The 12129-nt window shown below is 40.0% G+C and carries 11 protein-coding genes and 3 tRNA genes; all 14 read left to right on the plus strand.

Annotation, left to right across the window (positions count from 1 at the left end; translation table 11 throughout):
* A partial coding sequence (locus tag RWZ05_RS08540; RefSeq protein ID WP_314643741.1) for a L17 family ribosomal protein occupies positions 1-78 on the plus strand: 78 nt, incomplete at its 5' end.
* 395 nt (positions 79-473) lie between these two features.
* The gene (locus RWZ05_RS08545) at positions 474-1421 is read left to right on the plus strand and encodes an energy-coupling factor transporter ATPase (protein WP_314643722.1); all 948 of its coding nucleotides are present in this window, start codon (positions 474-476) and stop codon (positions 1419-1421) included.
* Complete coding sequence (locus RWZ05_RS08550) at positions 1421-2281, plus strand: energy-coupling factor transporter ATPase (RefSeq protein ID WP_314643724.1); 861 nt, start codon at positions 1421-1423, stop codon at positions 2279-2281. Before RWZ05_RS08545 ends, RWZ05_RS08550 begins: the two co-directional genes overlap by 1 nt.
* Entirely contained in the window at positions 2271-3074 is an 804-nt protein-coding gene (locus tag RWZ05_RS08555; RefSeq protein WP_314643725.1) for an energy-coupling factor transporter transmembrane component T, read from the plus strand. The genes RWZ05_RS08550 and RWZ05_RS08555 overlap by 11 nt, the downstream gene beginning before the upstream one ends.
* Entirely contained in the window at positions 3071-3856 is a 786-nt protein-coding gene (truA, locus tag RWZ05_RS08560; RefSeq protein WP_314643727.1) for a tRNA pseudouridine(38-40) synthase TruA, read from the plus strand. The genes RWZ05_RS08555 and truA overlap by 4 nt, the downstream gene beginning before the upstream one ends.
* Before the next feature lie 298 nt (positions 3857-4154).
* Positions 4155-5906: a 2-oxoacid:acceptor oxidoreductase subunit alpha gene (locus RWZ05_RS08565; protein WP_314643728.1), complete on the plus strand. Its 1752-nt coding sequence runs from the start codon at positions 4155-4157 to the stop codon at positions 5904-5906.
* 1 nt (position 5907) lies between these two features.
* Positions 5908-6780 carry a 2-oxoacid:ferredoxin oxidoreductase subunit beta gene (locus tag RWZ05_RS08570; RefSeq protein WP_314643730.1) on the plus strand — a complete coding sequence of 291 codons (873 nt, stop codon included), beginning with the start codon at positions 5908-5910 and terminating at the stop codon, positions 6778-6780.
* 140 nt (positions 6781-6920) lie between these two features.
* On the plus strand, positions 6921-8267 hold the full coding sequence (locus tag RWZ05_RS08575) for an MATE family efflux transporter (RefSeq protein ID WP_314643732.1): 1347 nt from the start codon (positions 6921-6923) through the stop codon (positions 8265-8267).
* 102 nt (positions 8268-8369) lie between these two features.
* Positions 8370-9257 (plus strand): prephenate dehydrogenase/arogenate dehydrogenase family protein, encoded by an 888-nt coding sequence (locus RWZ05_RS08580; RefSeq protein WP_314643733.1) that lies wholly within the window; start codon positions 8370-8372, stop codon positions 9255-9257.
* A 198-nt stretch (positions 9258-9455) separates the two neighbouring features.
* Positions 9456-10493 carry a nicotinate-nucleotide--dimethylbenzimidazole phosphoribosyltransferase gene (locus RWZ05_RS08585; protein ID WP_314643736.1) on the plus strand — a complete coding sequence of 346 codons (1038 nt, stop codon included), beginning with the start codon at positions 9456-9458 and terminating at the stop codon, positions 10491-10493.
* The gene (locus tag RWZ05_RS08590) at positions 10490-11593 is read left to right on the plus strand and encodes a nicotinate-nucleotide--dimethylbenzimidazole phosphoribosyltransferase (protein WP_314643739.1); all 1104 of its coding nucleotides are present in this window, start codon (positions 10490-10492) and stop codon (positions 11591-11593) included. The genes RWZ05_RS08585 and RWZ05_RS08590 overlap by 4 nt, the downstream gene beginning before the upstream one ends.
* A 241-nt stretch (positions 11594-11834) precedes the next feature.
* A tRNA-Gly gene (locus RWZ05_RS08595) sits at positions 11835-11909 on the plus strand.
* 5 nt (positions 11910-11914) lie between these two features.
* Positions 11915-11990 (plus strand) — tRNA-Asn (locus RWZ05_RS08600).
* A 4-nt stretch (positions 11991-11994) separates the two neighbouring features.
* Positions 11995-12070: transfer RNA gene (locus tag RWZ05_RS08605), tRNA-Lys, on the plus strand.
* The last annotated feature ends 59 nt before the right edge of the window (positions 12071-12129 follow it).

The raw sequence follows: 12129 nt of genomic DNA on the forward strand, positions 1-12129 counted from the left end.
GGTGGTTACACTCGTGTAATCAAAACTGGTCTTCGCAAAGGTGACGCTGCACCTTTGGCTATTATCGAGTTAGTTTAATCAAACTCATACGGTGTTGTAACTTACGTTGCAGCACCGTTTTTTTATTGTCAATTTTATGGTACAATCGATTAGTACAATATCGTAATATATTAGCAGTTATCGTAATGGATGAATGAGCATTGTTAACCTTTTGATATATTTATGGCAATAATTAATGCTTAATCTAAAATTGGATTACATTATTCTATTGTAGTTAATAGGTCTATAATTAATGCTTAATCTATAAAGTGGATTACATTAATTTATTGTAGTTAATAGGTCTATAATTAATGCTTAATCTATAAAGTAGATTACATTAATTTATTGTAGTTAATAGGTCAATAATGTTTTATACAAATTAAAGGTTATACTTTCATAGGAACGAAATTGACTAGAAAGATATGAGGCTATTCATGAACGAACAAGACATTATGATTGATGTCAATCATATGAGTCATATTTATACTGATGAAAACGGCAATGATGTGCGTGCTCTAGATGATGTGAGTTTATCTATTAAGCGCGGTGAATTTGTATGTATCATCGGTACTAATGGCAGTGGTAAAAGTACCCTCGCCAAGCATTTTAATGTGTTATTACAACCTAGTGAAGGTCACGTCAATGTATGTGGTTTTGATACGCGCGATGAAGCGCATATTTGGGATATTCGCCAACATGTGGGCATGGTATTCCAAAATCCTGATAACCAAATTGTAGCGGCTGTTGTAGAAGAGGATGTTGCCTTTGGTCCCGAAAATCTAGGAATCCCTAGTGACGAAATTAGAAAACGTGTCGATGCAGCTTTGGCAGCTGTTAATATGACTGAATATAGAGAACATGGTCCTCACTTGCTATCTGGTGGTCAAAAGCAACGTATTGCCATTGCAGGCGTCCTTGCTATGAAACCAGATTGTATTGTCCTCGATGAACCTACGGCAATGCTTGATCCAAAAGGTCGTCGTGAGGTCTTAGAGACAGTTCACAAGCTCAATAAAGAAGAGGGTATTACTATCGTCTTTATTACACACTTCATGGAGGAAGCCGTTACGGCTGATCGTGTTGTGGTTATGAAAAATGGTGTGAAATTACATGATGGCACACCTCGTGAAATCTTTAGCCATGTAGATACCTTAAAAAATCTTGGCCTTGACGTGCCTGTGGCCTCTGAAATTGCTTTCAAATTAAATGCGAAAGGCTATGAAGTTGGTAACAGCATTATAAACAATGAAGAACTGGCAGAAGGTCTTAAAGCTTCAAAACTAGCGGAACAATTAGTAAACTCTAATCATGAGGCTACTAAGGTTGAAGCAGTTCATGCCAATGAGCTTGCCACTGATGCAAGAGGGGAGGAAACTCACTAATGGCGATTGTATTAGATAATATTACATACACCTATGGTATGGGAACTCCTTTTGAAAAGACTGCCCTTCATGGTATATCTCTTACTATTGAAAATGGTGAATTTTTAGGTGTTATCGGTCATACTGGTTCTGGTAAATCTACCTTTGTACAACATTTAAATGGCCTATTACATCCTACGACAGGTACAGTAACCGTAAATGGTGTAGATATTAGTGCGTCCACAGAGGAAGCCAAAAAGATGCGCCATAAGGTGGGGATGGTATTCCAATACCCAGAGCATCAACTATTTGAAGAAACCATCGCTCTAGATATTGCTTTTGGACCTAAAAATTTAGGTCTTAGCGCTGATGAAGTCGATGAACGCGTTCGAGATGCCATGAAGTTTGTTGGTCTTGACTATAATACATATTCGGAAAGGTCTCCGTTCCATTTGTCTGGTGGTCAAATGCGCCGCGTTGCTATTGCTGGCGTAGTAGCAATGAATCCAGATTTCTTAGTTCTTGATGAACCATCTGCCGGTTTAGATCCATTTGGTCGTGATGAAATCTTTGAGGAAATCATTCGTCTCCATAAGGAGAAAGGCATTACTGTAATCCTTGTATCTCATAATATGGAGGATATTTCTCGAATGGCCTCTCGTCTTGTAGTACTCGATAAAGGTCGTATTGTACTCGATGGGGAACCGATGGATATCTTTAATAATCATCGTGATGAATTGCAAGCTGTTGGTGTAGATATACCGCCAGTATCTGTAACTATGGAGTACTTACGTGAACAAGGTCTTGATGTGTCTAATAGAGTTCTATCTGTAGATGATGCTGTACAAGCCATTCTAGAAGGAGGTAGCCATGTTAAATAACATTACCATTGGTCAATACTTCCCAGGGAATTCCTTCTTACATCGCATGGATCCACGAGCAAAGATTATTGCTACAACCATTTTTGTGGTCGCTATCTTCTTGGCAGACTCACCATTAGCGTATGGCATTGTAGGTGCTTTTACTATCTTTGCGATGCTATTATCTCGTTTGCCATTGCGTCTTATGTGGACTGCTATTAAACCACTTTGGATTATCATTGTATTTACTATGGGGATTCACATTTTTACAACACCTGGTAATACCATTTTCCAATGGGGCATAATTAATATCACTGATCATGGAGTGGCAATGGGCCTTCAAATGGCAGCACGATTAATCTTCTTAATCTTGTTTTCCTCGTTGCTGACTTATACTACATCTCCCATTCGTTTAACTGATGGTATTGAACATTTGCTCAATCCATTCCGTCGTATTGGCGTACCGGCCCATGAACTAGCTATGATGATGACTATTGCGCTTCGTTTTATTCCCACTTTATTGGATGAGACGGATCGTATTATGAAAGCCCAATCTGCCCGTGGTGCAGACTTTGTGACTGGTTCTATCATTCAACGTGCTAAAAACATGGTACCACTCCTAGTGCCATTATTTATTAGTGCTTTCAGACGGGCCGACGAATTAGCTATCGCCATGGAGGCTCGATGTTACCGAGGCGGTGTAAACCGTACACGTATGAAAGAATTACAAGTTACCTATGTCGATTATATCGGTGTCGGTGCTGTTATATTGATTACCATTGTACTCATTACATTATGGTGGCTTGGCCTATGAGAAATATACGAATCATAGTGGCTTATGATGGAACTGATTTAGCGGGCTATCAAAAGCAACCTGATGATAAGGGCTTAACAGTACAAGGCTGTTTAGAATATGGTTTGTCAAAAATCTGTAATGAGCCAATTCAAATCTATGGTGCGTCTAGAACTGATGCTGGGGTGCATGCAAAGTTTCAAGTATGTACCTTTCAAACCTCTGGCAATATACCTGTAGAAAATATTCCCCGTGCTATGATAGCGCATATTCCAAAGGATATAGTTGTATTAGAGGCTATTGAAATACCCTTAGATTGGAAACCTCGTTGGAGTATATACGGTAAAGAGTATGTATATACTATTCATAATCAGCTTATTGCAGATCCGTTGACGAAACGATATCACTGGCATGTAAAGAAGCTTTTAAATATTGAGCTCATGCAAGCGGCGGGTAATGAATTGTTAGGTACACATGACTTTACAACCTTAAAGGGAACAAATTCTACACCGGCTGATCCAGTTAAGACTATTATGGGCATTCATGTAGAGGGAAATGGACCTCATGTGACGATTTCTGTAGTAGGCGACGGGTTCTTATACCATATGGTTCGTAATATTGCAGGCTTACTCGTAGATGTAGGTCTAGGTCGTCGCAAGGTGGAGGATATCAAAGGCTATTTAGCCGCTAAAGACCGTCGTGTCATAGGTAAAACTGCGCCTGCCCAAGGTTTATGTTTAGAAGAAATTTTCTTTACTGAGGACCGACAGCAAGAGGTATTACGGAATAAATATTACATATAACTTAAGAATAAATATTCTATATAATTTTATATAGACTCTTTTTCTTGAGGTCTAAATATAAAACGATAAACATAAATACTAAAGGGATACTACTTATAAAGTAGTATCCTTTTTTTCTTATAATTTTTAGTTATAATGCCTTAATTTATACCTATTATTATGTGAAATGATACATTGTAAACCTAAAATATACATGATACAATGACGATATAAGACAGGTTCGTACTATACATACATTAAAATAGTAAGGTAGACTCTTGTCAGCAGTGTAATTTTTATCCTAAGGAGGGTGAATCTCTTGCAAAAACGTAAAGATTTTATCTGGAAAATGGGCGGCCAACAAGGTGAAGGTATCGAGAGTTGCGGCGAAATTATGGCGACAATCCTCGCTAAAGAAGGCTATTCCTTGTATAGCCAACGTTTATTTGCATCTCGTATCAAAGGTGGTCATACTACATTCGCATTGCGCGTAGCATTAGAACAAATTATGTCCATCGGTGAAGGCGTAGACTTCTTGTTAGCACTTGACCAAGAAACTGTTGATATGCACGGTTCCGAAGTTCGTGATGGTGGTTACATCATTTGCGATAGCAAAGTAAAACCAGACTTCTCTAAATACGAAGGTACAAAAATCAATTGCTTATCCTTGCCAATCTCTGAAACAGCGATGAAACAAGGCTCCATGTTAATGCGTAACATCGTAGCACTTGGTATGTCTGTAGCACTTCTTGGCTTTGATACTAAGATGTTTAAAGACGCTATTGCTGAAAAATTTGCTAAAAAATCTCAAGAGATTATCGATAAAAACTTAGCTGCTTTTGACGATGGTCATAGCCTTGTAATGGAAAAATTGGGCGATGTGGAAATCGATACATTGCCAGCTCCTGGTAAGAAAGATCAAATGTTCTTATTGGGGAATGAAGCGTGTGCTTTAGGCGCTATTGCAGCGGGTTCTCGCTTCATGGCTTCTTATCCTATTACTCCAGCATCTGAAGTAATGGAATACATGATTAAAACTATGGATAAATTGGGCTCTACTGTTGTTCAAACGGAAGACGAAATCGCAGCATGCATGACAGCTATGGGCGGCGTATACGCAGGTGTTCGTGGCTTCACATGTACTTCTGGCCCGGGTCTTTCCTTGATGGCTGAATCCTTGTCCATGGCTTCCATGGCTGAATTGCCAATGGTTGTTATCGACGTTCAACGTTCTGGCCCATCTACTGGTATGGCTACAAAGGTTGAGCAATCTGATATTGATGCGGCTTGCTACAATGCACATGGCGATTACTCTGGTATTGTAATTTCTCCAACATCTATCGAAGAATGTTTCTATGAAATTCAAAAAGCTTTCAACTTGGCAGAAATGTACCAATGTCCAGTAATCTTTATGCCTGACTTGCAACAAGGCTTGAATAAACAATCCGTTCCTTCCTTCGATTTGAACCGTGTACCTATTAACCGCGGTAAAATGATGAAAGAAGCTGAACTTCCTGAATTGGTACAACCTAACTACTTCAAACGCTTTGAATTGACTGAAGATGGTATTTCCCCTCGTACAATTCCTGGCATGAAAAATGGTCTATTCCTTTCCACAGGCTTAGAGCATAATGAAGAAGGTAAACCAGCAGAAGCACCTACAATGCACGTAGCGCAAACTGATAAACGTTTCCGCAAATTGGAAACTGTAGCGGATAACTACGAACCATTCTTGAACAACGCTAAATACGACAAAGCAGATGTACTCGTTGTAGGTATGGCTTCTAGCCGTGGTGCTATCGAAGAAGCCGTTGCTGAATTCGATCAAGAAGGCGTTAAAGTTAACCACTTGCAATTGCGTTTGATTAAACCATTCCCAGCAAAACAATTACAACCATTCATGGATGCTGCGAAAAAAGTGGTTATCGTTGAGCACAATGCAACAGGTCAATTGACTAACTTATTTAAAATCAACATGCATAAGAAATCTAAAATTTCCAGCTGCTTGAAATACGATGGTAATCCATTCACGAAAAGTTATGTGAAAAATGCGATTAAGGAGGTCCTATAATATGACAACAGCTAAAGATTACAGAAACGATATTCGTCCTAACTGGTGTCCAGGCTGTGGCCATTATGGGGTTCAAGCGGCGATTACTGACGCTGTAGTAGCGAAAAATATTCCACCAGAAAAATTAGCAGTAATTTCCGGTATTGGTTGCTCTAGCCGTATCGGTGGTTATTTCTACGCATATGGCGCTCATACAACTCATGGTCGTGCGCTTCCTTATGCTCAAGGCGTAAAACTTGCTAACCAAGACTTAGAAGTTATCGCATTCTCCGGTGACGGTGATGCGTTCGCTATCGGTATGGGTCACACTATTCATGCTTTCAAACGTAATGTAAATATGACATACGTAGTAATGGATAACCATGTATATGGTTTGACTAAAGGTCAAGCATCCCCTCGTTCCGATATTGGTTTTGTTACAAAAACAACTCCTCGTGGGGCATTCGAGACTCCATTATCCGTTTGTGAAACTGCAATCGCTGCAGGTGCTACCTTTGTAGCACAAGGTTACATGATTAACCGTGCAGAATTGGTTGATTTGATTCAACAAGCAATGGACCATGAAGGTTTCTCCTTCATCAACGTATTTAGCCCATGTGTTACATACAATAAACACAATAGCTATGACTGGTTTAAAGAACATTTGACTAGCCTACCAGAAGGATATGATCCAACAGACCGTGCTGCTGCACTTAAAACATTAGGTGAGACACAAGGTTTGGTTACTGGTCTTATCTACCAAGATACGACTAAACCTTCCTTTGAAAAAGCTATGGCCGCTGTTAATGGTGGTCCACATCCACGTCCATTGACGGAAGATGTAGTAAAACCAGACCAAGCATTATTCGATAGCCTTTGTAATCAATTTAAATAATAGTAAGTTACATTAATTTGCTAACAAGACATATAAACGTGTCACCTTTGGGTGGCACGTTTTTTGTTTCATAACGTGATATAATAAGAACATTGTATGATATTCATTGGAATTGCATCGTATTCATTGCAGAGGTTTTTATGAAAGCATACGAAAAAGGGATTAGCCTATCTATCTGGACGTTGAGTTGGCCTATATTTATTGAAGTGTTCTTACAGATGCTAGTAGGTAATATAGACCAACTGATGATGAGTCACTACTCGCCTCAAGCAGTAGCAGCGGTAGCTAATGCCAATCAAATTTTAAATATCTTTATTATGCTCATTATTGTTATGAGTACAGCTACGACGATTCTGATTGCTCAATATTTAGGCGCTCGAAATCAGTCTAAGCTATCTGAGGTATGTACGGTCAGCTTAGTGCTGAACGTTTTATTTTCATCCATAGCAGCAGTATTCTTTATCACATGCCATGAATGGATTTTTACATGGTTAGGTATACCGCCTGAAACGATGCGTGATACATCAATCTATACGACCATCGTAGCGGCGGGGCTGCCGATACAAGCTATGTATTATACGTTAGTTGCTGTGTTTAGAGGCCATTCACTAACGCGTATTACCATGTACATAGCACTCGTTATGAATGTAATTCACATTATAACGAATTATGTATTAATCTTTGGTCATGGACCAATACCAAGCCTTGGTGTATTAGGTGTTTCTATTTCAACATGGCTATCTAAAGTGGTAGGGCTCGTGATTATTGGTTATACTTTTAAGAAATTATTAACCTTAGAGGTGAGCTTCAAATTTTTAAAACCATTTCCGTTGCATACGATTAAGTCTTTATTGCATATTAGTGTTCCTTCTGGTGGCGAAACATTGAGTTATCAATTGTCTCAAACGACGATTATGAAAATGGTCAATGTTTTGGGGCTTGCAGTAATCAATACAAAGGTATATGTATCCGTAATAGCTATGCTTTGCTATGTATATACAATAGCACTTGCCAATGCTTCACAAGTAATCGTTGGATTCTTGATGGGGGCACAACGCCAAGAGGAGGTCACTAATCGGGTATGGCATTCTATGTTTTTAGCAATTGTGATTAACGTAGGACTTGCTACATTCTTCTATCTTGTTAGTGATTTTGTTCTTTCTGTCTTTACTACAGATCCTGAAATCCTATCGTTAGCACATAATGTCTTATTTGTTGAGATTTTCCTTGAGTTAGGGCGTGCCGTTAATATTGTTATGGTTGGCTGCTTACAAGCAGCAGGGGATATTCGAACTCCAATGCTCGTAGGTATTTTTGGTATGTGGTTGTGCGCAGTACCACTATCCTATCTATTTGGTATTTACTGGGGATGGGGCCTCGTAGGCATTTGGATTGCCATGGCTGTTGATGAAATATTACGGGGCTTATTATTTGTATATCGTTGGTATAGCGGTAAATGGAAAAATAGACGTCTCATTGAGGCATAGTTTTATCTTTTCCCGATTGCCGTTAATTATTTAGTAGTTTGTAAATGTAGTTAGTCTTACATTGGAGCGTGTAAGGCTAACTATTTGTGAAAGTAGGTTTATATGAGTAAGACAGTAGGTATTATTGGCTTAGGCTTATTAGGTGGTTCCTTGGCAAAGGCTTTAAAAGCTTACACCGACTATGAGGTGGTGGGCTATGCACGACGCCAAGAGGTTTGTGATGCGGCCATCCAAGATGGTGTGGTGAAAGCTGCTTGGACTGAGGTAGAACCATTAATTGATAATTCTGATATTGTTGTATTTTCTTTGCCACCAGATACAAATGCAAGACTATTTACAGAAACGGCACATCTTTTTAAACCAGGACAAGTGGTGACAGATGTATCTAGTGCAAAGGAAAACTTTGTGCGGGCTGTATACAGGTCCATTCCGAAAGGAACCATTTTTGTGTCTGTCCATCCTATGGCTGGCTCTGAAAAGGGTGGCTATGAAGTGTCTCATAAAAATCTATTTAAAGGTATGGGCTGGATCGTCCTAGAGGATAAGGCCTCTGAAGTATATAATGAAGAGGTAGCCCAAGAGTTGGCTGAGATGGGACGTGCCGTAGGTTCACGCATTGAGTTCGTCGATATTTACGCTCATGATGCGTATTTAGCCATGGTTAGTCATATGCCTCATTTGCTCGCTGCCATTTTAACGCAAGTTTCTGGTGGTGATGAATTGGGCGAATTACGGATGAGACTATCTGCTGGTGGGTTCCGAGATTGCACCCGTGTAGCCGGTGGCTTGCCGTCTATGTGGCGTGAAATCATCTATGGTAATCGTCACAATGTCATTGAAGGCCTTACTCGTATGGAAGGTGAAATTCAACGTGTAAAAGAGGTACTTTCACAAGAGGATGAAGGTCAAGAATTGGAATCCTATTTGGAACGCAGTCGTGACATTCGCAGTAAGTTGCCGTATTTAACAGGGCAAATTAAGGATAATTAACAGAGCCAAGGTTCTGTAGCTGAAGCGACATTGTTTATGACCTAAAATGTGTATACTAATATTCTAAAAATACACTAATATTATAAAAATATACTAATATTATAAAAATATACTAATATTATAAAAATATACTAATATTCAAAGATATACTAATATTCAAAAAGTAAACGGATCTATTAATTAGTTAAGGGAGATAGTATGAGTTTGTTACAAGAAACTTGTGGCGCTATTACAGGTCGCAACCAAGAGATTGAACAACATATAATTGATAGCTGGAATACAGCGTCACCTGTAGAGCAATATGGTCGACTCGTAAATGTAGTGGCTCAATATAGCTCTGCCACCAATCAAATCACTTTGACTGTACCAAAGCCGTGCATGATTATCGCTAGTGCGGATCATGGCGTAGCGGATATGGGTGTCAGTGCATATCCAAAGGAAACGACGGTTGGTATGACACAGAACTACCTAATTCCCAAAGGGGCAGGGGCCAATTCCTTAGCTAATTACTGTGGTGCTCAAATGGAAGTTATCGATATGGGCATTGATGCGGATATGAGCTGGGTACCTGGTTTGCGTAGTCATAAACTAGGGATGGGAACAAAAAACTTTGTGGAAGAACCAGCCATGACACAGGAACAAGCTATTGAAGGCATTGAAACCGGTATCCGTCTTGTAAAAGAAAAAATTGAAGAAGGGTTCAACGTATTTTTAGTAGGAGAAATGGGGATTTCAAATACGACTGCTAGTGCCCTTATGACTGCTAAGTTTGCAGGGCTCACTGCAGAAGAGGCGACAGGTAGAGGTACCAATATCTCTGATGAACGACTCAAATTAAAGCAACGCATCGTTCATGATGTGCTTGAAAAATATAAGGGTATTCCTAAAGACGATGCCATCGGTATTTTATCCTCTGTAGGTGGTTTTGAATTTGCTTGTATCGTTGGTGTTATCTTAGGAGCAGCAGCAAATCATGGATTAGTTATCATCGATGGCTTCAATACATCTGCTTGTGCGTTAGTGGCTAAAACATTGGTGCCACAGGCGATGGATTATGTAATGGCATCTCACTTGTCGGCGGAAAAGGCTGCTAAGTCTTCCTTAGAAAATTTAGGTCTTGAAGCCTATGTAGATTTAGGACTTTGTTTAGGCGAGGCATCTGGTGGTTCTGTTCAGATGGGCATGCTAGATCTGGCAGTTCATATGTATTTGGCCATAACAGGAGGTAAGGCATGAGAACTTTTAAAGTAGAACCATTGCACGCACCCTCCATGGAGGAGTGCCGGTTACGTATTGATAATTTAACAAAACCTATTTATAGCCTAGCAACCTTAGAGCTTATAGCAGAACGCTTTGCAGGTATTTTGGCAAATCCTAAGCCAAATCATTTGCGCCATGGTGTGCTTATTGTAGCAGCGGATCACTTGGTTGATGGCCCTCAAAATAGTCAGCATGGAAGTGAAAGCTACGCTGCTATCAAGCGTTTCAATGAAGGCAGAACGGCTACGCAAGGGGCGGCATTTAAATTAAATGCCGATGTACATGTGGTGAATGTTGGTCTTGAGCAAGATACTAGTGATCTAGAATATATTGATCAACAAGTCATTTGTAAAGGCTCTCATTTCTTTGGTGTAGAACCTGTTATCTCTCAAGATGAACTAGAGCAAGCTCTTGAGCTTGGCTTTACCTATGCTGATAAACTTCATGCTGATGGATTACAAGTAGTGGCTATCGGCAATATAGGGGAGAGGGCGTTCCTTGATTCCCTCGTAACGACGGCTACAATTACGGGCTGTGCCTATGATGATATTCTCGTTCATACCGAATGTGGACCTACGATAGAGCAACGGGCTGCTCATATCCATTCCTTTGTAGATCGCTTTAATATCGCTGTTAATGATTGGACTGCTTTGAGTGAAAGCGAGCGCCGTGATGCGGTATTACATTTGTTACATATTGCAGGTGGTCTTGATATTACATTTTTAACAGGCTTTATCTTAGGTGCTGCTAGTCACCGTATGGCTGTCGTGTTTGATAATGCCGTAACAGGAGCTGCTGTATTGGCTGCTGTTACCATTGAGCCATTAGTAAAAGACTATATATTCCCATCGGCTGCCTATGAGGAACCAATCCATAAGGAACAATGTCGATTCCTTGAGGTTAAACCATGTTTGCACTATAACTTACAAATCGATGAAGCATTAGGTTCCACAATGGGGCTGTCTATTATTGATGCATCTATGCATATGCTAAATGACATGAAAACATTTATCGAAGCGGAAGTTAGCGTCGCTGAAGATGGGGCCGGTAAAGGTAGACAAGCCGGTAAAAGCTAGATTATTTACTAGGATAATGAGCTTGTTTACTAGTATAAATTAAGTAGGGAGAATGAGGGATTATATAATCCCTCATTCTTAATTTGATATCTTTTTAAAATCAAAATTTTGTAGGAGTTTCATGGAAAAACCATTGACACTATATGTGTAAATTGATATTATTATAAGGCAGTCAGGACATTCTCAATTTGTTCTTGACGACAGATTGGTAATTATGTTATATTAATTATCGGTTCTGTATGCGGGAATAGCTCAGCGGTAGAGCACCGCCTTGCCAAGGCGGGGGTCGCGAGTTCGAATCTCGTTTCCCGCTCCATACATTCCTCGATAGCTCAGTCGGTAGAGCAATCGGCTGTTAACCGATCGGTCGTAGGTTCGAGTCCTACTCGAGGAGCCATTTTGACTCACTAGCTCAGTTGGCAGAGCACCTGACTTTTAATCAGGGTGTCCCGCGTTCGAGTCGCGGGTGAGTCACCATTTCTGGCCCGTTGGTCAAGCGGTTAAGACACCGCCCTTTCACGGCGGTATCCCGGGTT

The sequence above is a fragment of the uncultured Veillonella sp. genome, from assembly GCF_963543145.1.
Lineage (GTDB): Bacteria > Bacillota > Negativicutes > Veillonellales > Veillonellaceae > Veillonella.